Source organism: Lichenibacterium ramalinae, assembly GCF_004137085.1.
Classification (GTDB): Bacteria; Pseudomonadota; Alphaproteobacteria; order Rhizobiales; family Beijerinckiaceae; genus Lichenihabitans; species Lichenihabitans ramalinae.
Window position 1 is genome coordinate 1 of record NZ_QYBC01000008.1, and the last position, 23,736, is coordinate 23,736.

Here is a 23,736-nt window from a genome sequence, read left to right on the forward strand (position 1 = left end):
GCGGGGTGGAGCAGCCCGGTAGCTCGTCAGGCTCATAACCTGAAGGCCGCAGGTTCAAATCCTGCCCCCGCAACCACATCACCGAACCGACCCATCAGCCCCGCGCCCGACAGCGCGGGGCTGAAGGCGTTCGGGACGCGGCAGGGTGGTCAGAACCGCGTCGTCAGCTCCGTCAGCCAGGGCGGGGAGGCGTCGACCAGGACGGCTTCCAGGCGGTGGTCCAGCCCCGACAGGATGAGCACGCCACCAGCGATCAGCAGGACACCCAGGCCCGCCTTCAGCCCCGTGCCGGTGGACAGGAGGCGGCCGCGCCAACGCAGGACGAGGTCCCGCGACATCGTCCCGAGGACGAGCAAGGGCAGCGCGGAGCCGAGGCCGAAGAGCAGCATGGTGGCGGCGACCTGTCCGAGGTCGCGGCCCTCCGCCGCCAGGGTCGACGCGGCGCCGAGCGTCGGTCCCACGCAGGGACTCCAGACCGCGCCGAGCACGAGGCCCAGCGCGAACTGCCCGCCCAGCCCGCGGCGCGAGATCCCGCCGAACCGCGCGTCGCTCCACTGCCCGATGGGTGCGGCCGCGGCCGCGACTCGCGCCTGCAGCGGCGGCAGGACCAGGACGGCGCCGATGACGACCATCAGCAGGGCGGCGGCTCCGCGCAGCGCCCCGGAATCGATCCCGAGCGAAAAGCCGACGGTGGCGAAAAACAGTCCGATGACCACGAAGGAGATCGCGAGGCCTCCCGCCAGCGCCGCCGGTCCGAAACGATGTTCCGCCGCGGCGCCACCGAGCACGATGGGCAGGATCGGCAGCACGCAGGGCGACAGGACCGACAGGACGCCGGCCAGGAAGGCGAGGGCGAAGCCGGCCGTCATGCCGGCCCGCTCACAGCGCGGCGTCGAGCAGGTGCGCGATGGAGCCGGGCCGCGTGTCGCCCGTCGAGCGGGCCGTCTCGCGGCTGCCCTTGAAGGCGATCAACGTGCTCTGCATCCGCACGCCGAGCGACCGCAGCACGTCCTTCTGCGAATCGAAATCGACGTTCAGCACCACGAGGTCCTTGAACTTCGGCTCGGCCTCCAGGCCCGCGAGGATCGGGTGCTGCGCCTTGCAGGTGGGGCACCAGGGTGCCGAGACGTCGAGGAGGATCGACTTGCCCGACGCCTTGGCGGCGTCGAACGCGGCAGGGGTGAAGGGCGAGATCTCGGCCGCGACGGCCGACGACGGCGGCGCGACGGCCAGGGCGAGGAACATCATGGGGGCGATGCGGCGGAGAGCGATCATGGCGGCTGGACCTCTCGGATGAGCGTCGCGTTCGACGCCACTCGTCTACGAACGTCGACTGCCCGAGTTACACCGGCTTGCCTTGCGACCAGGCTGTGCTCCCGTCGTCGGCATGCGAGGCTGCAACATGGAGCGGTCGGGACGGTTGACCCGGCGACCGACGGAGTAGCCCCGCATGTCCGACCTCGCCAGCCTCAAGCCCGACCTCATCGTGCACGGAACCAAGCCGTTCAACGCGGAACCTCCGCTGTCGCGGCTGCGCGCCGCCTTCGTCACCGACGTCGCCGATTTCTACGTCCGTTCACACGGTGACGTGCCCGACCTCGACCGTGATCTCCACAAGGTGCGGGTGGTCGGGCAGGTGGCGGCGCCGCTCGCGCTCTCGCTCGCCGACCTCCAGGCCCGGTTCGCGACGAAACGCGTCGCGGCCGTGCTGCAATGCGCCGGCAACCGCCGGGCCGACCTGCAGGCGGTGGAGCGGACGTCGGGCGACGCCTGGGCTCCCGGCGCCATCGGCCATGCCGAGTGGACCGGCGTGGCCCTGGCCGACGTGCTCCATGCGGCGGGCGCGGCGGTGGGGGCGGGCCTGCATGTGGCCTTCGAGGGCGCCGACATCGCCGAGAACGAGGGCGCCCCGGACGCACCCTTCGGCGTCTCGATCCCGCTGAAGAAGGCGCTCACCGGCGACGTCCTGCTCGCCTGGGCGATGAACGGCGCGGCCCTCACCCGGGAGCACGGTGCCCCTCTGCGGGTCGTCGTGCCGGGCTACGCCGGGGTGAGGAGCACCAAGTGGATCCGGGAGATCCGCGTCCAGGACCACCCGTCCACGGCCTTCCAGCAGGCGCAAGACTATCTCCTGTTCCCGCCCGACATGCGGGCCGAGACGCACGATCCGTCACGCGGCACGGCCATCGCCGAGATGCCGCTCAACGCGGCCATCTGCGAGCCCGCGGCGGGCGCCACCCTACCCAAGGGCCGGACGGTCGTGCGGGGCTACGCCATCGCGACCGACCGTGCGGTTGCGCGGGTCGACGTCTCGGCCGATGGGGGGCGGGAGTGGCGCCAGGCGACGATCGAGCCCCGCGGCAACGGCCCCTGGAGCTGGACGTTCTGGAACACGGTGCTGGACATCACCGAAGGGGAGCACGACCTCGTCGTGCGCGCCTGGGATGCGGCCGGACAGACCCAGCCGGCGCGGCCCGAGGACGTGTGGAACTTCAAGGGCTACCTCAGCGCCGCGTGGCACCGGGTCCGGGTCATGGCGGTGTGATGCCGCGTCGGGGCCGACGGCGCCGAGGCGGCGTGTCCCCGTCCGGAACCCCTCAAAGGGGATCTCCGGCACCGGCGGCGCCGCTCAGTCGGCGTCGAACCGCTCCGCACCGGTAGGCTGCCCGTCGCTACCCACCGTGATCTTCTCGATCCGCATCTCGGCATTGCGCAACAGTGCGTCGCAATGTTTCTTCAGTGCCTCGCCGCGCTCGTAGATGGCGATCGACTCCTCCAGGGCCACGCTGCCGCGCTCGAGGCGCGTGACGATGTCCTCGAGTTCCGCGAGCGCCTTCTCGAACGGCAGTGCGGCGATGTCGCCCAACGCTGACTGATCCAAACCGAAACCTCGCCTTCCCTTCCGTCGAAACACCATGGCGACCCTGGCCGAGAAGGCAAGGGCGCCCCCGCAGGCAGCCAGAGCCCCGTCCCATGAGCCACGCTTCTCCCGCCGACCCAACGCCCGCCCGGCCGCCCGGCCGGTGGAGCAAGCGGCACAGCGCGGTCGTGCGCGTGACGCATTGGATCAACGCCCTGTGCCTCGTGCTGCTGTTCATGAGCGGGTTGCAGATCTTCAACGCCCATCCGGCGCTCTATCTCGGTTCCGCGTCCAACTTCGACGCACCCGTCCTCGCCATCGACGCGCGCGAGGTCGGTGGCCGGGCGGAAGGCTATGCGGCCCTGCTCGGCCATGCGGTCGAGACGACCGGCGTGCTCGGCCTGTCGTCGGTCGACGGCCGGGCGACCCCGCGCGCCTTCCCGAGCTGGATCACGCTGCCGTCCCGCCAGGACCTGTCGACCGGGCGGAACTGGCACTTCCTGATGGCGTGGCTCTTCGTCCTCAACGGCGTCGTCTACGGCCTCTACGGCATCGTCTCGCGCCATTTCGCCCGAGACATCGTCCCGGGACGGGCCGACCTCGCCCATACCGGGCAGGCCATCGTCGATCACGTGCGGCTGCGCTTCCCGCACGGCGAGAATGCCCGACGCTACAACGTCCTGCAGAAGCTGGCCTATGCCGGGGTGGTCTTCGTGGCGCTGCCGCTGATCGTGCTGGCGGGCTGGACGATGTCGCCGACGCTGGATTCCGCCTTCCCGTTCCTGACGAGCCTCTTCGGCGGGCGCCAGACGGCCAGGACCGTGCATTTCGTGCTGGCCTTCGCGCTCGTGGGCTTCGTCGTCGTCCACGTCGCCATGGTGCTGCTGACAGGCGTGATCAACAACATGCGCTCGATGATCACCGGGTGGTTCGACACGGGCGAAGCCAAGGACGAGGGGATCGAGACCCATGCGTGACGCGAACCCCACCCGGCGCGGCCTGCTCAAGGCCGGCCTCGCGGGCCTCGGCGGCCTCGCCCTGGCGGGCTGCGAGGGCGGCGGCGGTGACGGCGGCATCACCCAGGCGCTGTTCGGCACCGAGGAGGCCTTGACCCGCCGCATCCAGGGCCTCCTCGCGGGGCCGAACGCGCTCGCCCGGGAATACGGCGAAGCCGACATCAGCCGGTCGTTCAAGCCGAACGGCTCGACCGACCCGCAGGACGACGCCTACAGGGCGCTGGTGAAGGACGGGTTCTCGGCCTTCCGGCTCGCCGTCGACGGGTTGGTCGACAGGCCCGGCAGCTTCACCCTGGCGGACCTGCGCGCCATGCCGTCCCGCACGCAGATCACCCGGCACGACTGCGTCGAGGGCTGGAGCTGCATCGGCAAATGGTCGGGCGTGCGGCTCTCGCATCTCCTCGACACCGTCGGCGTGAAGCCCGAGGCGCGGTTCGTCGTGTTCCACTGCGCCGACACGCCCGACGAGCCCTCCTTTGGCGACGAGCCGGCGCATTTCTACGGCTCGATCGACCTCGCCTCCGCGCGCCACGAGCAGACCATCTTGGCCTACGACCTGAACGGCGCCGCGCTGGCGGTGGAGCATGGCGCGCCGCTGCGCCTGCGCGTCGAACGCCAGCTCGGCTACAAGATGTCGAAATACGTGATGCGCGTCGAGGTGGTGGACAGCTTTGCCAAGATCGGCGACGGCCACGGCGGTTACTGGGAAGACAACGGCTACAACTGGTACGCCGGCATCTGACCGGGACCCACGGCGGACGGCACGGCGAGCCGGAACACCTCGCCTTCGAAGCAGTCGGCGCCGCGTCCGATGGCTGAGACGGCCGCCACCATGCGGCCCCGCCGGCCCAGCGCGGCGTCGGCGAGGGCGACAAGGCGGGGGTTGGGCGTCGCGCTGGGGGCGGAGGCGCGCAACTCCGCCGCGATGTCTCGTTCGGGGCGTCCGGGCTGCAACGCGCAGGAGACGGCGAAGGCGGCGGCGGTGGAGCGGCTGACCCCCGCATAGCAATGCAGCAGCAGCGGCGCGCGCCGATCCCAACGCCGGGCAAAATTCAGCAGCGCCGCCACATGGTCGGCCCCCGGCGGGACGTGGCCGGCGCGCGGCCCCACGATGTCGGACAGGTCGAGCGCCAGATGGGCGAGCCCTTCGAAGGCCGGCAGGTCCTGCCGCTGGGACCGGGCCAGCAGTGTCACGACGCTGCGGGCGCGGCTCGACGCCAGGGTTTCGGCGAGCCGCGACAGCGGGCAGACCACCAGGGCGGCGCTCATCTCGGCGGACCGAACCCGCGCCAGCCGGCCACGCTGGTGAGCCCGCTCATCCCGGCAGGCCGAGCCCGCGGCAGCGGGCCACGAAGGCCGCCTCCACCTCGTCGGAGGGCCGCGGCCGGAGCCAGGGCGCGAAGGCGTCGAGGCCGGCTTCGGCCGGGCCCAGCACCGCCATGGCTTCCGCCTCGTCGAACCCCGCCAGCAGCACGGCCTCGAGACGGGCGGCGGCCCGATCGGCGCGCTTCAGCAGGGCGAGGGCCGCCGCATCGGGTTCGGGCAGGGCGAAACGGCACAGGATGGCGGCGAAGAGCCGGTTCTCCACGGCCTTGTAGGTATCGCCCACGCAGGCCTTGAAGGGCGAGATCAGGTCGCCCACCACGTATTCGGGGGCGTCGTGCAACAGGACGACGAGCCGGCCGTTCCGGTCGATGTCCGGCGCGAGATGGCCGGCCAGCGCCTCGACCAGCAGCGAATGCTGGGCCACCGAGAAGATGAAGGGCCCGCGCGTCTGGCCGTTCCACCGCGCCACGCGGGCGAGGCCGTGGGCGATGTCGTCGAGGTCGATGTCGCCCGGGGCCGGGGCCAGCAGGTCGAGCCGACGGCCGGACAGCATGCGCTGCCAGGCCGGACCGGGAACGCCGCCCGCCGTCGGAGGCGCGCCGGCGAGGGGCGGGGTCGCCGTCACGACAGCGACAGGGCCAGGTGAACGCCGTCGGCGACCGGCGGCGCCCCGAGGGCCGCGGCCTCCTCGGCCCGGTCCGTCCTCACCATGGCGAGACCGCGCCCGTCGAGGCTCGTCCCCATGGTGCCGATGACGATCTCGCCGACCGTGATGTCGGCACCGCCGGCCGGTGGCGGGCCGTCGAAATGCACCGGCACGATGCGCTTGCGCGCGGTGCCGCGGTGATGGACGCGGGACACGACCTCCTGGCCCACGTAGCAGCCCTTGCCGAAATCCACGCCGCCGAGCCGGTCGAGGTTGACGTCGTGCGGGAATGCGTCGCCGTAGGCGAAGTCGCGGCCGCCCTCGGGGATGCCGAGCGCGATGCGGTGCGCCTCGTAGGCGAGGCGGGCCGCCGGGTCGGCGATGCCGCGGGGACCGATGTCGCGGGTCCCCAGGGCGGGGTGGCGCGGGTCGCGGGCGCCGGGCCCGTCCGGCCAATGCGCCGTCACGCCGAGATCGGCGCTGCGGTCGGCGATGCCGACGGCGGCGCGCAGCCGGTACAGCGTGAGTTTGCGGGCCAGGTCCGGCGCCAGTGCGGCCGGGCAATCGAGCAGGAAGCGGTCGGCGCCACCGTCGGTCGTGGCATCGACGATGAGGAAGTCGACCATCACCTTGCCCTGGGGGCTGAGCAGTGCCGTGTAGCGGGCCTCGCCCGGGGCGAGGCCGAGCACGTCGCTGGTCACCAGCCTGTGGAGCAGGGCGCGAGCCTCAGCGCCCTCCACGGCGACGATGCCGCGATCGTCGAGAAACGCCGTCCCCATGCCAGACCCCGTGCCTTCCGTCAGGCCGGCTCGCCGCCGGCACCAGCCGACATAGACGCCCGGCGCCGCGACGCAAGATGCCGGGCCGCCTCATCCACCGTCCGATGGCGGACCGGGTCGGGTCACTGCCGGGTGAGGATCGAGAACTCGCCGTGGCGGACGCGCTCGGGCAGGCGCTCCGCGAAGGTCGCCACCGCGTCCTCGCCGTAGCAGCTCACCAGCTTCTGGAAGGCCACGAAGAGCGCGGCCTGCGTCATGCTGTCCTCGTCGAGCCCATCCAGTTCCGCCTCGGCGAAGGTCTCGATCAGGATTGACATCGCGATCTGCCGCTCTTCGGCTGCGGCGAATCGGTCTTGCTGCTCGGTGGTGGTGTCCATCATGGGCGATCTGTAACGTCTCGAAAGGGCGAGGGACAGCCTACTCTTGACCGATCGTTAACGGAACGGGCCGCCTTCGCTTTAAACCGCGCTGTGGCTTGCCGGTGCCACCGCGGCGGTGCCGGCTTCGATCGGCGACGTCAGGTGCCGCCATAGCGGGACGCGAGGTCGCGCGTCAGGCGGTCGGCGTCGGCCAGCGCCCGGGCGATGACGAGCCGCGCCGAAGCCGTGCATCCGCGGTAGGACGCGGCATAGCCGCGCAGGCCGCGGTTGAAGGCGCCGGCGAGGCGGGCACGCCGGAGGTCGCTCTGCGCTTCGGCCTCGATCAGCGCCGCCATGCGGGTCCGGTATTCGGCGGCGTCGCCGTCGCCGCACAGGCCCCGGAGCAGCGCCAGGGTGCCCAGCCGCTCGGCCAGGCGTTCCAGCTGCGGCTCGTAGGGCGGCAGCCCGTCCCCGGCGCCGGGCGGAGGCCGCGCGGGAGGGCCGGACGCGCCGACCAGTGGCGGCAGCGGCGGGTTGGCGGGCAGGCCCTGGGCGAGCCCGTCACGGGCCGCGGCGGCCATGCAGCAGGTCAGCACCGCCCCGGCGAGCCGCCGGCGGGCCGTCACCGCGCGCCCATGATGGCGGCGGCCCGGCGCAGGATGAGCGGCAGCTGCGGCGTCGTGGCGAGGCCGTCGATGCCGTCCGGCGGCACCCACAGCGTGCGCAGGGCTTCGGGGCCCGTCGTGGCTTCGCCCGCCACCCAGCGCGCCACGAAGGAGGCGACGACGAAATGCGCGGCGACGCGGCCCTCGCCGTCGCGCTCGATCACCTCGACGTGGTCGTTGAAGCCGACGATCTCGCCCTCGACCCCCGTCTCCTCGCGCAGCTCCCGCAAGGCCGCGTCGCGGATGGTTTCGCCGGGCTCGACGAGGCCGCCCGGCAGCGAGAAGCGGCGCGCGCCCGGCGGCACCGCCCGCTCGGCCAGCAGCACCAGCCCGTCCCGGAACACGGCCACGCTGGCGGCCAGGAAAGGTCGGGTCGGATAAGCGCGGGATTCGGCGAAGCTCGGCGGCGCGGCGCTCAAACGTGCTGCCCGCCGTTGATGTGGATCTCGGCGCCGTGCACGTAGCTCGACTGGTCGGTGCACAGGAAGTAGATCGCCTTGGCGACCTCCTCGGGCGTCCCGAGACGCCGCAACGGCAGCGTGTCGACGATCTTGTCGGTCCCCGGCGACAGGATGGCGGTGTCGATCTCGCCGGGCGAAATGGCGTTCACCCGGATGCCCTTCGGGCCGAAATCCGCCGCCATCTCGCGGGTCAGCGACGCCAGCGCGGCCTTGGAGGTGGCGTAGGCGGCCCCGGCGAAGGGATGCACGCGCGAGCCCGCGATGGAGGTGACGTTGACGACGGAGCCGTGGGCCTGCTGCAGTTCCGAGATCAGGCCTCGGGCCAGCATCACGGGTGCGAAGAAGTTGACCTGGAACACCTTCTTCCAATCGGCGATCTCGGTGCCGAGCGTGCCGAGGCGGGCGCCGGCTTCGCCCTTGGGCGAGATGCCGGCATTGTTGACCAGCGCGTCGAGCCGCCCCTCGGGGAGCCGCTGGCGCACGTCCGACAGCGCCTTGACGATGTCCTCCGGGTCGGCGAGGTCGACCTGCAGGTGGTCCTCGGGGCCCATCTCCCAGGGGCAGTTCTCCGGGAAGGCGTGCCGCGAACAGGTGATCACCCGCCAGCCGGCGGAGGAGAAGCGCTTCACCGTGGCGTGCCCGATGCCGCGCGAGGCGCCGGTGAGCAGCATCGTGCGGCGGGCACCCGCGGGATTCGAGGCCCGGGACATGGAGGACAGGGACATGGGACGGTTTCGCGTCGCGGTGCGGATCGGCCGGAGCGGCGCCGCGGCCGCCACCGCCCCCTTTGCGAAGTCCACGCCAGGATAGACGAGGGCGACCCGCCCGATCAAGGATCGCGCGGCATCGGGCCCGCGGCGCAGGGGCGGGCGTCAGGGGTAGAGCCGCTGGCGGCTCCAGTCGGCGGTGGGCCAGGGTGCATCCGTTTCGCCGCGCCGGAACACGATCCGGTCGTGCAGGCGGTTGGCGCGGTCCGCCCAGAACTCGATCTGGTAGGGGCGGACCCGGAAGCCGTGCCAATGGGCCGGGCGCGGGATCGGCCGGTCCCGATAGCGGTCCTCGAGGTCCGCCACGGCGTCCTCCAGCGTGGCGCGGCTGTCGAGGGGGCGCGATTGGCGGCTCGCGATGGCGCCGAGGCGGCTGCGGGGGTGGCGGCTCGCGAAATAAGCGTCCGACTCCGCCTCCGACACGGATTCGACGCGGCCTCGGACCCGCACCTGCCGGTTCAAGCTCTTCCAGTAGAGGACGAAGGCCGCCTCGGCATGGGCCGCCAGTTCCTCGCCCTTGGCGCTCTCGGCGTTGGTGTAGAAGACGAAGCCGCCCGGGTCCTTGCCCTTCAGCAGCACGATCCGGACGTCCGGCCGCCCGTCGCGGTCGACCGTGGCCAGCGCGATGGCATTGGGGTCGCGCGGCTCGCCCGCCTCGGCCTCGGCCATCCAGGCGTCGAACAGCGCATCGGGGTTCTCGCTCAGGGTGAAGTCATTGGGGATTAACGCATTCACGTTAGGTCCTTCCCGGGTGGCGTAGCGTGGGAGGCGTAAGGTGGAGCGAACGAGACGTTGCCGCCATCACGGCCATGCCGAACGTCTAGCCCGCGTGGGAGGCCCGAACAATCGGGCGCATCGTCTCGTGGCCCGGGCCGGCCTGCTGGCTCTCGCCGTCGGTCTGACCTCCGGCTGTTCGCTGTCCTTCCCCCTGTCGGGCATCGCCACCGATGCGACCCCGACGGGATCCATCGACCCCATGGCGACCCTGCTGTCCCCGGCGCTCGATCGGGAGGACATGCGCCGCGCCAAGGCGGCGCTCGCCGTCGCCCTGGATCCGCAGGGCAACGGGGCGCGCGTGGTCTGGCAGAACCCGCAGACCGGCGCCCACGGGGCCTTCGCGGCTTCGGCCCCGCCCTTCGCCGACCAGGACCGCGTCTGCCGCGCCTTCGCCGGTGCCATCGCCCCGGCGGGTTCCCCCGAACGGCACCTGGCGGGCTCCGCCTGCCGCGACGGAGACGGGACGTGGCAGGTGCGCGGCACGGATGTCGCGCCGAAGCCCGACGCCGCCGCCAAGGTGTGACGCCGAGGCCCGACGCCGAGGCCCGACGCCGAGGCCCGACGCCGCACCGCCGCCATCTTATTGCGCGTCGCCGTTCCCGCGCGGCTTGCTGACGCGGACCGGCGGCACCATCTCCACCACTGGGTTTTTTCAGCCGCGCCGCTGTTTTGGCGCGGGCCGACGATGGGTCAGATATGCGCGATCCCTATACGGTTCTCGGCGTCACGAAGTCGGCCGACGCCGCCGAGATCAAGAAGGCGTTCCGCAAGCTCGCCAAGAAATTCCACCCGGACCAGAGCCAGGAGCCCAAGGCCAAGGAGCGGTTCACCGAGGTGAACAGCGCCTACGAGATCCTGGGCGACGAGACCAAGCGCGGGCAGTTCGACCGCGGCGAGATCGATGGCGACGGCAAGCCTCGGTTCGGCGGGTTCGGCGGCGGCGCGGGCGGCGGCGCCGGCGGCTTCGACTTCAACGATTTCGGCGGCGCCTCGCCCTTCGCCCGCGGCACGCGCGGTGGCGGCGGTTTCGACGCCAGCGACATCTTCGCCGACCTCCTCAACGGGGGCGCGCGGGGCGGACGGCGCACGGCGCAGCAGCCCAGCCGCGGCGAGGACGTCACGGCCTCGGTGGCGGTGCCGCTCGAAGATGTGGTCAAGGGCGGGTCCGCCCGCGTCACGCTGCCGACCGGCCGCACGCTGGACGTCAAGGTCCCGGCCGGCATCGAGGACGGCAAGGCGATCCGCCTCAAGGGGCAGGGCCACGAGAGCCCCAGCGGCGGCCCGGCGGGCGACGCCATCGTCACGGTGCGGTATGCGCCGCACCGGACCTTCCACATCGAAGGGCGGGACCTCAGGCTCGACCTGCCCGTCACGTTCTACGAGGCCGTGCTGGGCGGCACCGTGCCGGTGGCGACGCTCGACGGCACGGTGGAGATCACGCTGCCGCCTGGCGCCAACAAGGGCCGCACGCTGCGCCTGCGCGGCAAGGGCATGCCGGGGCCGAACGGTGCCGGCGACCTGCTGGTGACTCCGCGCGTGGTGCTGCCGGAGCGGAGCGATCCCGAACTCGAGGCCCTGGCCAAGCGCCTGCGGGACGAACAGCCCTACGATCCGCGCTCCCGGGCGTGAAGGGTCGCAGGCGGCCCGGCCGGACCGCGGAAGACGGTCCGTGTCGGCGGCTGCGTGACCCAGGCCGGCCCGCTCAGGGGACGGCGACCTCGGGCTCCATCGGGGCGCCGACACTGTCGCGCAGGGCTTGACCGTTGCGGGCCAGCCAATCGGCGCCCCGGTCGCTGGTCACGGCATAGGAGAAGCCGCCGCCGCTCCAACTGGCGACCGCGATCGGCTCGGCGGCACCACGCCGCACCGCCGGCTCCGTCGGGGGCGTGGGCGAACGCGACACCAGCAGGCCCAGCCGCTCGGCGCCGTTGCCGTAGACCAGGAAGGCTTCGGCGCCCTGTGGCCCCGGCAGGATGCGGCCCCCGACGAAACTCCAGCCGAGGCGGCTGAAATCCGGGATGCGGGCCGGGGCGCCGAGGCGGTGTTCCAGCCAGCGGAGCAGCTTCGGCTCTTCGGCCGCCGTCAGCTCGACCTGGCGGATGCCGTCACCGAGGTAGATGCGATGGGCCTGGGCGGCCCGTTCGGCGAGCGCCCCGGAGGCTGGGATCCGGCCGGCCGCGGCGTGGCGCCAGCCCGTCGCGAGCCGGTCGCCGAGGCCGAAGCCGTCCGTCCCGAGGCTGCCCAGCGCGCCGATGACGAAACCCACCAGTGCCATGCCGAGCGACGTCGTCACGACCACGCCCGCCAGGCGCCCCGGAGGCGGCGCGGCCTCGTGGGCTTCCGGCTCCCGCGGCCTGGCGGCCGGTGCCTTCGGGTTGCGGGTCGGGATGGCGCCGGGCAGGAGGCGCACCGGGAGCGGCTCGAACAGCACGGAGGCGAACATCGTCCGCAGGCTCTCGTTCTGGCGCTTCCAGGCGTCAATCCGGGCCCGGGCCTGCGGATCGGAGGCCAGCGACTCGGCGAGGGCCGCGGCGCGGGCCGGGTCGATCCGCCCATCCACGAAACCGTTGAGGTCGGCGTCGTCGAAGGCCGTGTCGTAGCTCATTGCGCTGCCGGGCTCACTTCACGAGGCGGAGGTGGGAGGCCCCGCCGGGCCTGCCGCGTTCGCCTGCACGGGTCGACCGGGCGGCGGCGGGATCGGCCCGGGTCAGGAGGTCGCGCGCCTGGGTCAGGTGGGTGAAGACCACGGCGATGTCGACCTGGAGCACATCGGCCACCTGCGGGTAGGCGAGACCCGCCACCGTGGTCAGCAGCAGCACCTCCCGCAGTTCGAGCGGCAGCGCGTCGAGCCGCAGGATGTCCTTCGGCAGGAAGGGCAGCGGCCGCGTGGCGGGGTCACCCTCGGGGACCAGAGGGGCGCGATTCCGCAGCCGGTTGAGGCGGATCAGGGCCGCGAAGCACCAGACCGCCAGGGTGGGACCGCGCTTCGGCAGGTCGGCCCGGGCCGCCAGCACGATGGTTTCCTGCACGAGGTCGTCCGCCGCAGCGGGCCCGTGCCCTCGAACGAGGGCGCGGCCGAAACGCCGGAGATGCGGCGTCAGCTTTCCGATATCGTCTGCGAAGCCCGGCATCCTACCCTGATCCGCTGTGGCCGATAGGTTTACGGCGCGTTAACGAACCTACGCGACATCAACGCCGATTCCCATGCCGACGACGCACCGTCAGGCAAATTTTAACCGATCCTTTGCCGCAGTTGCGCCGCGGTCTCCGACGCCGGGCGCCGGGCTGCCGGACTTTCCTCGCGGCGCGGCGATGGGCTAAGGAAGACGAAAGCGCGGCCGCCGCGGGCGCCCGCATCGCCTCGATCCCGTCCGGCGCGGAACCTTGGAAAACCTGATGTCAGAGACGCCCACCACAGCCGCCGCCCCGGGTTCCTCCATCCTCGCCGGCCGGCGCGGCCTGATCATGGGCCTGGCCAACAACCGTTCCATCGCCTGGGGCATCGCCAAGGCGGCCCGGGCCGCCGGCGCGGAACTCGCCTTCACCTACCAGGGCGAGGCGTTGGAGAAGCGCGTCCGTCCCCTCGCCAAGGAACTCGACGGGCTCGTCGTGGGCCATTGCGACGTCACGGACTCGGCCTCGATCGACGCCGTCTTCGCCGAGGTGGCGCGGGCCTGGGGCAAGCTGGACTTCATCGTCCACTGCATCGCCTTCTCGGACAAGGACGAGCTCACCGGGCGCTACATCGACACCTCCGAGGAGAACTTCACCCGGTCGCTGGCGATCTCCTGCTATTCCTTCACGGCCGTGGCGCAGCGGGCCGAGACCCTGATGACGGATGGCGGGTCCATGCTGACGCTCACCTACTACGGCGCCGAGAAGTGGATGCCGCACTACAACGTGATGGGCGTCGCCAAGGCGGCGCTCGAAGCCTCGGTGCGCTACCTCGCCGCCGACCTCGGCGAGAAGGGGATCCGGGTCAACGCCATCTCGGCCGGCCCGATCAAGACACTGGCGGCTTCGGGCATCGGCGACTTCCGCTACATCTTGCGCTGGAACGAACTCAACGCCCCGCTGCGGCGGACCGTGACGATCGAGGAGGTCGGCGAAAGCGCCGCCTTCCTGCTCTCCCCCATGTCCCGCGGCGTCACGGGCGAGATCCTGCACGTCGACGCCGGCTATCACGTGGTGGGGATGAAGAACCCGGCCGCGCCCGACATCGCCGTCAAGGACGCGGGGCACTGAGCGCCGCCCCGACGGTCGGAACCGGCCCGCGGCGCTTCTTCTACATCCGCCACGGCGAGACGGCCTGGAACCGCGAAGGCCGCCTCCAGGGTCAGCGCGAGGCGGCCTTGAACGACCTCGGGCAGCGGCAGGCGTCCGCGGCGGGCGACACGCTGGCGCGGCTGCTCGCCGACCGCGGCCTCGACGTCGCCGCGCTGGCATACGTATCGTCCCCGCTGTCGCGCACGCGCCACACGATGGACCTGCTGCGGGGCCGGCTCGGGCCCGGTCTGCCGCAGTATGCGACCGACGACCGCCTGAAGGAGATGTCCTTCGGGGCTTGGGAAGGGCGGACCTGGCACGACCTGAAGCGTGCCGAGCCCGCCGCGATGGCGGAGCGCCGCCGCGACTGCTGGGGCTTCGTCCCGCCCGGCGGCGAAAGCTACGCCATGCTGCTGGAGCGCCTGTCGCCCTGGCTCGCTGGCCTCGCCGAGGATGCCGTGGTGGTGGCGCATGGCGGCGTGGCCCGGGCGCTGCTGCACGGCATCGCCGGCATCGCCGTGCACCGCGCTCCGTCCGAGGAGATCCACCAGGGGCGCGTGCTGCTCTTCGAGGCGGGAACCGCCCACTGGATTTGAAGCGCGTCAGGCAAGGTTCATCGGCGGCCGGCTATCGCGGGCGTCGGGGGCCCGAGCCCGCGGCGCGTCACCGATGCCCCCGCGATGCAGGGTTACGCCGCGCGGCGAAACATCTTATGACCGGCGGGCCGACGCGGCGGCCGGCAGGATGCTGGCCTTCCGCGGGGCAGGATGGGATCGAGGGTGGGCGCCACCGCGCCGGCATCGTCGAGACCCGGCTCCCTTTCCAGGCCGGAGTGCCGCCGCCGCGGGCGGGAGTGCTTCGGTCCCCATTGTCCGCAGGACCGGGCTCGGCCCGCTTCGACGGTGAAGACGGGCGCAGCACACGATGAGCGAGACGATCACGGCCGAACGCGGTCCCGCGGCGGGCATTGTCGGCCCGGCCCCGGTGCCGGCGCGGCTCGAAGGTGCTTCCCGGCCGGAATTCCTGCGCGACGAGATCCTGGCGGAGGTCTTCGCCCACGCCGTGGCGGCGCACCCCGAGGCGCCCGCGTTCCGCGCCCCGGACCGCGTGCTCACCTATGCCGAGGTGGACCGCCGCGCCGAGGCCATGGCGCGCGGGCTCGCGGCGCGGGGGCTCGGGCCGCGCAAGGTGGCGGGCCTGTGGCTGCAGCGGGGCTTCGACCTGCTCGTCGCCCAGGTCGCCATCGCCAAGACCGGCGCCGCCTGGCTGCCGTTCGACGCCGACGCGCCGGCCGACCGGATCGCGGTCTGCCTCGCCGATGCCGAGGCCGTCCTCCTCGTCACCGACGCGGGTTTCGCGGCGGCGCATGGCGGCGCCATGCCGTGTCCCCCGGTCGTCGAGGCGGACCTCGCGGCGGAGGGGGCCGGGCATCCGGCCGCCGCGGCGCGGGCCGCCGGGGCCGGCCCGGACGACCCCGCCTATCTCATCTACACGTCGGGTTCGACGGGCGTGCCCAAGGGCATCGTCATCACCAACCGCAACATCTGCCACTACCTCCGCGCCGCCAACGCGCTCTATGCCATCGCCCCCGCCGACGTCGTGTTCCAGGGCGCCTCGGTCGCCTTCGACCTGTCGATGGAGGAGATCTGGATCCCCTACCTCGTCGGCGCCAGCCTCTTCGTCGCGACGCGCGAGATCCTCGGCGAGGCCGATGCGCTGCCGGACGTGCTCAACGATGCCGGCGTCACCGTGCTCGACACGGTCCCGACGCTGTTGGGGCTGCTGTCGCGCGACATCCCCTCGCTGCGCCTCATAATCCTCGGCGGGGAAGCCTGCCCGCCGAGCCTCGGCGCGCGCTGGTGCCGGCCGGGCCGCACCATCTACAATTCCTACGGGCCCACGGAGGCGACCGTGGTGGCGACCGCCGCCCTGGTCGAGCCCGGCGAACCCGTGACCATCGGGGGGCCGATCCCGAACTATTCCTGCTACGTGGTCGACGAGGGCCTGAACCTGCTGGCCCGCGGCCAGGAGGGGGAACTGCTGATCGGCGGCCCCGGCGTGGCGCGGGGCTACCTCAAGCGCGACGCGCTGACGGCTGAGAAGTTCGTCGCCAACCCCTTCGCCCAGGGCGGCATCGACCCGGTCCTGTACCGGTCCGGCGACGCCGTCGCGGTGGACCCGGAGGGCAACATCCTGTTCCGCGGCCGCATCGACGACCAGGTCAAGCTGCGCGGGTTCCGCATCGAGCTCGGCGAGATCGAGGCCAGGATCGTCGCCCTGGACGGGATCCACCAGGCCGCCGTCGTGCTGCGCCACGATGACGGGCTCGACCAGCTCGTGGCCTTCCTCGTCGGCCAGGACGGCGCCGCGCCCGACGCGCTCGCGCTGCGGGCCGCGCTGCGCGATGCGCTGCCGCCCTACATGGTGCCGTCGCGCTTCGAGCCGCTGGACGTCCTGCCGCGCCTGCCGTCCGGCAAGGTCGACCGCAACGCGCTGAAGCGCGTGGCCCTGGCGGCGCGGGCCGCCGAGGCCCAGGAGGACCCGCGCAGCCCGACGGAGGCGGCCCTGCTCGAGGCCGCCCGCGCGGTGCTGCCGGCCGGCGCCATCCCGTTCGACGCCGACTTCTTCACCGACCTCGGCGGCCATTCCCTTCTGGCGGCGCGCTTCGTTTCCGTGGTGCGGCAGACGCCGTCGCTGGCCGGCATCACCCTGCAGGACATGTACCGGGCCCGCAGCCTGCGGGCCATCGCGGCGCTGATCGACGGGCGGGCGCCGAAGGAGGGCGCGGCCCCGGTCGACCTCGGCTTCGTGCCGCCGCCGCTGATGCGCCGCTTCCTGTGCGGGCTGGCCCAGGCCGTGGCCCTGCCCATCATCCTGTCGCTGGCCACCGCGCAGTGGCTCGGCGTCTTCGTCTCCTACATGCTGCTGACGACCAGCGAGGCGACGTTCTGGGAGGAATGTCTCTACCTCGTCGGGACCTACATGGTGATCAACATCGTCACGATGGTGCTCGCCATCGCGTCGAAATGGGTGATCATCGGCCGCCTCAAGCCGGGACGCTACCCGCTGTGGGGCACATACTACTATCGCTGGTGGCTGGTGCAGAGGCTCACGGCCCTGACCCATCCCAAGTGGTTCCAGGGTTCGCCCGTGATGCGCCTCTTCATGATGGCGATGGGCGCCAAGGTCGGGCTCGACGCCATCGTGGGCGACCACGAGGCCGGCGCGCTGGACCTCATCGAGATCGGCCGGCGGGCCAGCATCGGCGGCAAGGTCAAGTTCGCCAACGCCCGGGTCGAGGGGGCGGAGTTCATCGTGGGCCGCATCGTCATCGGCGACGACGCCTATATCGGCACCTCCTGCGTCATCGAGGACGGCGTCACCATCGGCGAAGGGGCCGAACTCGGCGACCTCTGCGCCGTCTCGTCGCAGACCGTCATCGGCGCGCGCGAAGTGTGGGACGGGTCGCCGGCGCGGCGCACCGGCACGGTCGATCCGGCCGACATCGACGCCTACCCGCATGCGACCCCCGGTCGCCGCACGCTGCTCGGCATCGGCTACGTCGCCATGCTGCTGGTCATCCCGCCGCTCGGCCTCTTGCCGATCTTCCCGGCCTTCTGGGTGTTCGACCAGCTCGACGAGTGGCTGTCGATCCCGGACGTGGACCGCTTCGCCTACCTCGCCTCGCTGCCGCTGCTGGCCTGGCCGACCGCCTTCGTCATGGTGCTGATCTCGGTCGCCTTCATCGCGGCCATGCGCTGGGCCATCCTGCCGCGCGTCAAGGAAGGGCGCTATTCGGTCTTCTCCTTCTTTTACCTGCGCAAGTGGACGGTGGCGCTCGCCACCGAGATCACGCTCGAAGTGCTCTCCTCGCTCTTCGCCACCGTCTACATGCGGGCCTGGTACCGGCTGATGGGCGCGAAGATCGGCAAGGACGCCGAGATCTCCACGAACCTGTCGGGCCGCTACGACCTTGTCGAGATCGGCGAGAAATGCTTCATCGCCGACGAGGTCGTGCTGGGCGACGAGGAGGTCCGCTCCGGATGGATGCGGCTCAGCCGCGTCCGGACCGGGCCGCGCGTCTTCGTCGGCAACGACGCCGTCGTGCCGATCGGCTCCGACATCCCCGAAGGCGCGCTGATCGGCATCAAGTCGAAGCCGCCCGAGAACGCCGCCATGAAGCCCGGCGACACCTGGTTCGGCACCCCGCCGATCCGCCTGCCGGTGCGCCAGCGCTTCGACGGCGGCGGCGCCAACTGGACCTACGAGGCGCCGCGCTGGAAGAAGGCGATGCGCGCCGTCTTCGAGGCCGTGCACATCTCGCTGCCCACGATGCTGTTCATCGTCTTCGGCACCTGGTCGGTCCAGTGGCTCGGCCCCAAGGTGTTGGATGGCCTCTACGGACAGGTCGCGCTGTTGTTCGTCTTCCTGTCGCTGCTCATCTCGGTCACCATGACGCTGGTCGTGGTGGGGGTGAAATGGGCCACGATGGGGCGCTACGAGCCGACCACCCAGCCCATGTGGTCGTTCTGGGCCATGCGGACCGAGGCCGTCGCCGTCATGTACTGGGGCCTCGCCGGGCGCGTGCTGCTCGAGCACCTGATGGGCACGCCCTTCCTGCCCTGGGCGCTGCGGCTCTTCGGGGCCAAGTTCGGCCGGGGCGTCTGGATGAACATGACCGACATCACGGAGTTCGACTGCGTGACGGTCGGGAACTTCGCCGTCATCAACTCGCTGTCGGCGCTCCAGACGCATCTTTACGAGGATCGCGTCATGAAGGTCGGCCGGGTGCGGATCGGCGACGGCGTCACGATCGGCGCGGGTTCGACGGTGCTCTACGACACCCATGTCGGGGATTTCGCCCGTTTGGGTCCGTTGACGCTGGTGATGAAGGGCGAGGCCATCCCGGCCCATTCCGAATGGGTCGGCGCCCCGGCCGAGCCCAAGGGGGCCGCCGACGAAGGCCCGATGGCGCGGGCCGCCTGAACCCGGCCGCACGACGGCGCGGCGTCCCGGCCCGCGCCGTCCCAACTGGATCCTGCCACAACCGCGGACCCCATGTCGCACAACAGCTTCGGCCACCTCTTCCGCGTCACGACCTTCGGCGAGAGCCACGGGCCGGCCCTGGGTTGCGTCATCGACGGCTGCCCACCCGGCCTCGAGATCTCCGAGGCGGTCATCCAGGCCGACCTCGACCGGCGACGCCCCGGCCAGTCGCGCTTCACCACGCAGCGCCGCGAGCCCGACGCGGTGCGCATCCTGTCCGGCACCTTCGCCGAGGGCGACGCGCCGGCCCGCACCACGGGGACGCCCATCGCCCTGATGATCGAGAACACCGACCAGCGGTCCAAGGACTACGGGGACATCAAGGACAAGTACCGGCCCGGCCACGCCGACTTCACCTACGACGCCAAATACGGCATCCGCGACTACCGCGGCGGCGGGCGCTCGTCGGCGCGCGAGACGGCCGCCCGCGTCGCGGCAGGCGCCGTGGCCCGGCGGGTCATCCCGCAGGTGCAGGTGCGCGGCGCCCTCGTGCAGATGGGGCCGCACCGCATCGACCGTTCCCGCTGGGACTGGGACGAGGTCGCCCGCAACCCGTTCTTCTGCCCCGACCCCGTCGCGGCGCGGTCCTGGGAGGGCTACCTCGACGGCATCCGCAAGGCCGGCTCCTCCGTCGGCGCCGTCGTCGAGGTGGTGGCCGACGGCGTGCCGGCCGGGTGGGGCGCCCCCATCTATGCCAAGCTCGACGGCGAGATCGCGGCGGCCTTCATGAGCATCAATGCCGTCAAGGGCGTCGAGATCGGCGACGGCTTCGCCGCGGCCGAACTCAGCGGCGAGAGCAATGCCGACGAGATCCGCCAGGGGCCGAACGGCCATCCCATCTTCGGCTCGAACCACGCCGGCGGCCTGCTCGGCGGCATCTCGACGGGCCAGGCCATCGTGGCGCGCTTCGCCGTGAAGCCGACCTCGTCCATCCTCACCCCGCGCGCCACCGTCGACCGCCGCGGCGACGAGGTCGAGATCCTGACCAAGGGCCGTCACGACCCCTGCGTCGGAATCCGCGCCGTGCCGGTCGGCGAAGCCATGATGGCCTGCGTGCTGGCCGACGCCTTCCTGCGGCACCGCGGCCAGGTCGGCGACGGACGGGCCTGGCCCTTCCAGGCGGGGTGAACGGCGCGACACCAGAGTCGGCGGTTTAGCAGCACTAAAACTTCCGTCTTTTGAGTTGGACTAAAAGCATCCCTTCGTTATCGTGGCGCCATGAAGCTCGCCGCATGGCTGACGGCTCACGCCGTGACCCGCTCCTCCTTCGCCCGGCGCATCGGGGTCACGCCCGGCGCCGTGACGCAGATGTGCGGGCCGGGAGCCTGGGTGTCGCGCGACACGGCCGAGCTGATCCTGCGCGAGACGGGCGGAGGCGTGACGCCGAACGACTTCCTGTCGGGCCTGTTTCCCCTCACCGGCGATGGAGCGAAGACGATGACCGATCAGACGTCCGTGATGGAGGCGATCGACGCCCTGGCCCGCGGCGAGATCGTCGTGGTGACGGACGACGACGACCGGGAAAACGAGGGTGACCTCATCGTCGCGGCCCAGCATTGCACGACCGAGAAGATGGCCTTCATCATCCGGAACGGTTGCGGCATCGTCTGCGTGCCGATGACCGGGACGGAGGCGCGCCGCCTGCACCTGTCCCCCATGGTGGCGGCCAACGACGCGCCGCTCGGCACGGCCTTCACGGTGTCGGTCGACGTGCGGCACGGGCTCACCACCGGCATCTCGGCCGAGCAGCGCGCCAACACGGCACGTGCCCTCTCGAACGGCAACATGAGCGCGGGCGATTTCGTGCGCCCGGGCCACATCTTCCCGCTCATCGCCCGCGACGGCGGCGTGCTGATGCGCTCGGGCCATACGGAAGCCGCCGTCGACCTCTGCCGCCTCGCCGGCCTGCCGCCCGTCGCCGTCATCTGCGAACTCGCCAACGACGACGGCACCGTCATGATGGGGCCGCAGATCGACCGCTTCGCCGCCAACCACGGCCTCAAGAGCATCGCGGTCGCCGACCTCATCGCCTACCGGCAGGCGCGCGAGAAGCTCGTCGAGCGCGTCGCCACCTTCCCGGTCAAGACCGCCATCGGCGAGATGACGGGTTATGCCTTCACCACGCCCTTCGACCAGGTGCAGCACTTCGCCTTCGTCCACGGCCGCATCGGCGACGGGCGCGCCGTGCCGGTGCGGCTCCACCGGGCCGACATCGTGAAGGATGTCCTCGGCGGCAACACCATCGTCAACCAGGCGCTGGAACGCTTCGCGGCGGAGCGGCGCGGCGTGCTGATCTACCTGCGGGACGGCACCGCGGGCGTGCCCATGTCGTCCGTTTCGGCGGAGGACGGTTCCGAATCCAAGCGGGTCAGCCAGTGGCGTGAGATCGGCGTCGGCGCCCAGATCCTGAGGGACCTCGGCATCGCCTCGATCAAGCTGCTGACATCCAGCGAGCGGACCTACGTGGGCCTGTCGGGCTTCGGCATCGAGATCGCCTCGACGGAAGCGCTCGGCGCCTGACGCCGCCGGGCCTTCCGCCGGGCGACGGCGTCACGCCGCCGACCCGCCTCCGGCCGGCGCCGCCACCCGCGGCACCGCCGATCCCGGCGCCTCGCCGCCCGGCGCGCGCGGCCGCAGCCGCTCGTAGGCGGCTCGGACGAGGGCGGCCCCATAGGTCCGCTCGAGGCGCCGCACGGCGAAATGCCCGCGCGCCAGCCGCTGGTAATGGTCCATGAAGGCCGCGTTGATGCCGGCACCCGTCACGGCGCCGAGAAGCGGCACGGCCTGGGCCACGAATTTCTGGCTGACCACCAGCCCGAAACGCGACGCGATCTGCCCCAGCAGCCGCGACAGCACCGGGGCGGCCTCGTCGGCGATGCCCCGGGTCAGGATGTGGCGGGCGGCTTCCGTCACGGATTTGGCCAGCAGGGCGCGCACGGCGAAGTAGCTGCTTTCGCCGAGGCCGGCCTCTGGCCCGGTGCCGAGCGCGAAGACTTCGAGGCAGCCCAGAACGGCTTCCGGGTCGTCGAGGTCCTCGCCCTCGCCGCGGGCGATCTCCGCCACGGACCGCAGGATGAGCGCGGTGGAGAGCGGCAGTTCGAGGGGTAGGGTGGCGAGGCCGAAGGCGCCGCCCACGGCGCCCGACGCCGCGACCGCCGCGAGGTGCAGGCGGTTGCGCGGCGGCTGGGCGTCGCCGGACAGTGACCGGACGGCGCCCCGCAGCGCGTAGCGCAGCGCCGTCGCGGCGGCCCGGTTCGCGGTCTCGGTGACGCGGGCCGGCAACAGGTTTCCGGCGAAGCCGAGCTGCCGGCCGACGAGGCCGGACAGTTGCGCGGCGAAGCTCGATCCCTCCAGCGCCCGCACCGCCTCGGCGAGCGCGGCCTCGTCCTCGGGCGAGAGCGTGCCGGGGCGCCCGACCGGCAGGGTGGCGAGTACGGCGTCGTCCGGTGGCGACGCGGCGTCGCGGCTCGGCTCGAAATGGTCGACCATGGCTCACGGGCCTCCGATGGCGGGCCGGTGCGGCCCGGCTCTCTGCGGGAAGACGCGCAAATCGGCATGGCAGTTCGATGCCGGGTGCCGGACGAAGGCTTGCCGGCCGGTCGCACCTGGGGCAGCGTCGGGGCGCGGGCCCGTGCCGGCCCGCGATCGGGGGAGGCCGCGATGGCGCATCGGGTGACGGGGTTGGCGGTCGTCGCGCTGGCGATGTCGGTTTTCGGGTCGGCCGGGGCGGCCGAACCCGTGATGGTGCAGTGCGGGCGCGAGTATCAGGCTGCGAAACTGGCCGGCACGCTCGGCGGCCTCGACTGGAACCGCTACCGCGCCGATTGCGCGGCGCGCCTCAAAGCCTCGCCCGCCGCCGCGTCGCCCGCCGCCGAAGCTCCCGTCGCGGCCGTGCCCCCTGCGGCCGCCGCCACCCCCATAGCCGTCGCCCCCACAGCCGCCACCCCTGCCGGGGCAGCGTCCAAGACCGGCGGCGGCCGGGCCGCCGCGACGGCGCGCCAGCGGCAGTGCGGTGCGGAATGGCGCGCCAACAAGGCCACGCTGGTGGCGCAGACCGCCGGCCTGACCTGGCCCCGCTACTGGAGCCAGTGCAACACCCGGCTCAAGGCGGCCGGGCAGTGACGGACCGGCGTCACACCGCGTAGGCGTAGGCCGCCACGGCCGAGCCGATGACGCCGAGCACGATGGACGCCTGCCACGGCCACCGTCGCCCGCGCATGATGATCGACAGCGTGGCCACGGCGATGCCGACATGCAGCAGCGTCACCCCCACGGTCAGCACGTGGTGGCGCTTCTCGTGGTGCTCGCCGGCTTCGATCAGCGCCTCGCTCTCGCGGCCGAGTTCCTCGGCCTTGTCCTTCGTGGCCTCGCTCTCCGTCTCGTAGACGCGCGCTTTCTTCTCGTAGGCTTCCGCCTGGGCCGGAGTGCCGATCCTGGCGATGTCGTACATGTTCTTCTTGATGCTCTGCGCCTGGAAGTAGGACCATTGGTCGGTGGCGCGGTTCTGGAGCAGGACCGATTCGCTCTTCTTGGACAGGGCGATGCCGCTCTCGACCGTCTCGAGGCTGCCGATGGTGGCGGCCACGACGGCCAGGATCGCGATGGTGACCGACACCTTCGTCAGCAGGGGATCGCCGCTATGCGCGGCGTGTTCGGCCTGCTCGCGCCGCTCCAGGTGTTCGGTCGTCACGTCTTCCATGTGGGGCTCCCCTCGCCGCCGGCGCCCGCCCGCATGGACAGCGCGCCCGCCGCTCCCCTATAAGCCTTC

26 protein-coding genes are annotated in these 23,736 nt (G+C 72.1%); 11 read left to right on the forward strand and 15 right to left on the reverse strand.

The window, feature by feature from the left end; genetic code table 11:
• Positions 1–149 precede the first annotated feature (149 nt).
• On the reverse strand, positions 150–869 hold the full coding sequence (locus D3272_RS10565) for a cytochrome c biogenesis CcdA family protein (protein WP_129219141.1): 720 nt from the start codon (positions 867–869) through the stop codon (positions 150–152).
• 10 nt (positions 870–879) lie between these two features.
• A complete protein-coding gene (locus tag D3272_RS10570; RefSeq protein WP_129219142.1) occupies positions 880–1,275 on the reverse strand; it encodes a thioredoxin family protein in 396 nt (131 codons plus the stop codon).
• A gap of 175 nt (positions 1,276–1,450) precedes the next feature.
• On the opposite strand from D3272_RS10570, the gene D3272_RS10575 reads away from it, so the two are divergent.
• Complete coding sequence (locus D3272_RS10575; RefSeq protein ID WP_129219143.1) at positions 1,451–2,545, forward strand: sulfite oxidase; 1,095 nt, start codon at positions 1,451–1,453, stop codon at positions 2,543–2,545.
• A gap of 84 nt (positions 2,546–2,629) precedes the next feature.
• On the opposite strand, the gene D3272_RS10580 is transcribed toward D3272_RS10575, so the two are convergent.
• Positions 2,630–2,917 (reverse strand): exodeoxyribonuclease VII small subunit, encoded by a 288-nt coding sequence (locus tag D3272_RS10580; RefSeq protein ID WP_129219144.1) that lies wholly within the window; start codon positions 2,915–2,917, stop codon positions 2,630–2,632.
• A 56-nt stretch (positions 2,918–2,973) separates the two neighbouring features.
• Here D3272_RS10580 and D3272_RS10585 point away from each other — a divergent pair, with 56 nt between their 5' ends.
• The gene (locus tag D3272_RS10585; RefSeq protein WP_129219145.1) at positions 2,974–3,837 is read left to right on the forward strand and encodes a cytochrome b/b6 domain-containing protein; all 864 of its coding nucleotides are present in this window, start codon (positions 2,974–2,976) and stop codon (positions 3,835–3,837) included.
• The gene (locus D3272_RS10590; RefSeq protein WP_129219146.1) at positions 3,830–4,618 is read left to right on the forward strand and encodes a molybdopterin-dependent oxidoreductase; all 789 of its coding nucleotides are present in this window, start codon (positions 3,830–3,832) and stop codon (positions 4,616–4,618) included. The genes D3272_RS10585 and D3272_RS10590 overlap by 8 nt, the downstream gene beginning before the upstream one ends.
• Here the strand turns inward: D3272_RS10590 and D3272_RS10595 are convergent.
• The 8 genes from D3272_RS10595 to pdxH form a co-directional block, all read right to left on the reverse strand.
• Positions 4,594–5,145: a tyrosine phosphatase family protein gene (locus tag D3272_RS10595; protein ID WP_129219147.1), complete on the reverse strand. Its 552-nt coding sequence runs from the start codon at positions 5,143–5,145 to the stop codon at positions 4,594–4,596. The genes D3272_RS10590 and D3272_RS10595 overlap by 25 nt on opposite strands.
• A 46-nt stretch (positions 5,146–5,191) precedes the next feature.
• Entirely contained in the window at positions 5,192–5,755 is a 564-nt protein-coding gene (locus tag D3272_RS10600) for an HD domain-containing protein (RefSeq protein ID WP_129219148.1), read from the reverse strand.
• Positions 5,756–5,823: 68 nt separating this feature from the next.
• Complete coding sequence (gene ygfZ, locus D3272_RS10605) at positions 5,824–6,627, reverse strand: CAF17-like 4Fe-4S cluster assembly/insertion protein YgfZ (protein WP_129219149.1); 804 nt, start codon at positions 6,625–6,627, stop codon at positions 5,824–5,826.
• Positions 6,628–6,749: 122 nt separating this feature from the next.
• Complete coding sequence (locus D3272_RS10610; RefSeq protein ID WP_428977983.1) at positions 6,750–7,007, reverse strand: hypothetical protein; 258 nt, start codon at positions 7,005–7,007, stop codon at positions 6,750–6,752.
• A gap of 137 nt (positions 7,008–7,144) precedes the next feature.
• Positions 7,145–7,612 (reverse strand): TIGR02301 family protein, encoded by a 468-nt coding sequence (locus D3272_RS10615; RefSeq protein WP_245496492.1) that lies wholly within the window; start codon positions 7,610–7,612, stop codon positions 7,145–7,147.
• Positions 7,609–8,070, reverse strand: coding sequence for an NUDIX hydrolase (locus D3272_RS10620; protein ID WP_129219150.1), 462 nt, complete (start codon positions 8,068–8,070; stop codon positions 7,609–7,611). The genes D3272_RS10615 and D3272_RS10620 overlap by 4 nt, the downstream gene beginning before the upstream one ends.
• Entirely contained in the window at positions 8,067–8,837 is a 771-nt protein-coding gene (locus D3272_RS10625; protein ID WP_245496493.1) for an SDR family NAD(P)-dependent oxidoreductase, read from the reverse strand. The genes D3272_RS10620 and D3272_RS10625 overlap by 4 nt, the downstream gene beginning before the upstream one ends.
• A 147-nt stretch (positions 8,838–8,984) precedes the next feature.
• The gene (pdxH, locus tag D3272_RS10630) at positions 8,985–9,614 is read right to left on the reverse strand and encodes a pyridoxamine 5'-phosphate oxidase (RefSeq protein WP_245496494.1); all 630 of its coding nucleotides are present in this window, start codon (positions 9,612–9,614) and stop codon (positions 8,985–8,987) included.
• Between the two features lie 127 nt (positions 9,615–9,741).
• Here pdxH and D3272_RS10635 point away from each other — a divergent pair, with 127 nt between their 5' ends.
• Together D3272_RS10635 and D3272_RS10640 are read left to right on the forward strand one after the other, a co-directional pair.
• A complete protein-coding gene (locus tag D3272_RS10635; RefSeq protein ID WP_129219151.1) occupies positions 9,742–10,179 on the forward strand; it encodes an RT0821/Lpp0805 family surface protein in 438 nt (145 codons plus the stop codon).
• 173 nt (positions 10,180–10,352) lie between these two features.
• Positions 10,353–11,285, forward strand: a complete 933-nt coding sequence (locus D3272_RS10640) for a DnaJ C-terminal domain-containing protein (protein WP_129219152.1) — start codon at positions 10,353–10,355, stop codon at positions 11,283–11,285.
• A 73-nt stretch (positions 11,286–11,358) separates the two neighbouring features.
• Here D3272_RS10640 and D3272_RS10645 read toward each other — a convergent pair whose 3' ends face one another.
• Positions 11,359–12,261, reverse strand: a complete 903-nt coding sequence (locus D3272_RS10645) for an anti-sigma factor family protein (protein ID WP_129219153.1) — start codon at positions 12,259–12,261, stop codon at positions 11,359–11,361.
• Between the two features lie 13 nt (positions 12,262–12,274).
• A complete protein-coding gene (locus D3272_RS10650) occupies positions 12,275–12,787 on the reverse strand; it encodes a sigma factor-like helix-turn-helix DNA-binding protein (RefSeq protein WP_129219154.1) in 513 nt (170 codons plus the stop codon).
• A 265-nt stretch (positions 12,788–13,052) separates the two neighbouring features.
• Between D3272_RS10650 and fabI the strand changes: the two genes are divergently transcribed.
• From fabI to ribB, 5 genes are all read left to right on the forward strand, one after another.
• Positions 13,053–13,901: an enoyl-ACP reductase FabI gene (fabI, locus tag D3272_RS10655; protein ID WP_129219155.1), complete on the forward strand. Its 849-nt coding sequence runs from the start codon at positions 13,053–13,055 to the stop codon at positions 13,899–13,901.
• A gap of 44 nt (positions 13,902–13,945) precedes the next feature.
• On the forward strand, positions 13,946–14,518 hold the full coding sequence (locus D3272_RS10660) for a histidine phosphatase family protein (protein ID WP_342634175.1): 573 nt from the start codon (positions 13,946–13,948) through the stop codon (positions 14,516–14,518).
• Between the two features lie 328 nt (positions 14,519–14,846).
• Positions 14,847–18,908 carry a Pls/PosA family non-ribosomal peptide synthetase gene (locus D3272_RS10665; RefSeq protein WP_129219156.1) on the forward strand — a complete coding sequence of 1,354 codons (4,062 nt, stop codon included), beginning with the start codon at positions 14,847–14,849 and terminating at the stop codon, positions 18,906–18,908.
• Positions 18,909–18,980: 72 nt separating this feature from the next.
• The gene (gene aroC / locus D3272_RS10670) at positions 18,981–20,096 is read left to right on the forward strand and encodes a chorismate synthase (protein ID WP_129219157.1); all 1,116 of its coding nucleotides are present in this window, start codon (positions 18,981–18,983) and stop codon (positions 20,094–20,096) included.
• A gap of 90 nt (positions 20,097–20,186) precedes the next feature.
• Positions 20,187–21,488, forward strand: a complete 1,302-nt coding sequence (ribB, locus tag D3272_RS10675; RefSeq protein WP_129219158.1) for a 3,4-dihydroxy-2-butanone-4-phosphate synthase — start codon at positions 20,187–20,189, stop codon at positions 21,486–21,488.
• Between the two features lie 30 nt (positions 21,489–21,518).
• Here the strand turns inward: ribB and D3272_RS10680 are convergent, their stop codons facing one another.
• The gene (locus tag D3272_RS10680) at positions 21,519–22,457 is read right to left on the reverse strand and encodes an EcsC family protein (protein WP_129219159.1); all 939 of its coding nucleotides are present in this window, start codon (positions 22,455–22,457) and stop codon (positions 21,519–21,521) included.
• A gap of 171 nt (positions 22,458–22,628) precedes the next feature.
• On the opposite strand from D3272_RS10680, the gene D3272_RS10685 reads away from it, so the two are divergent.
• Positions 22,629–23,090, forward strand: a complete 462-nt coding sequence (locus D3272_RS10685; protein ID WP_129219160.1) for a hypothetical protein — start codon at positions 22,629–22,631, stop codon at positions 23,088–23,090.
• A 10-nt stretch (positions 23,091–23,100) separates the two neighbouring features.
• Here the strand turns inward: D3272_RS10685 and D3272_RS10690 are convergent, their stop codons facing one another.
• Positions 23,101–23,667 (reverse strand): DUF4337 domain-containing protein, encoded by a 567-nt coding sequence (locus D3272_RS10690; protein WP_129219161.1) that lies wholly within the window; start codon positions 23,665–23,667, stop codon positions 23,101–23,103.
• Positions 23,668–23,736 lie beyond the last annotated feature (69 nt).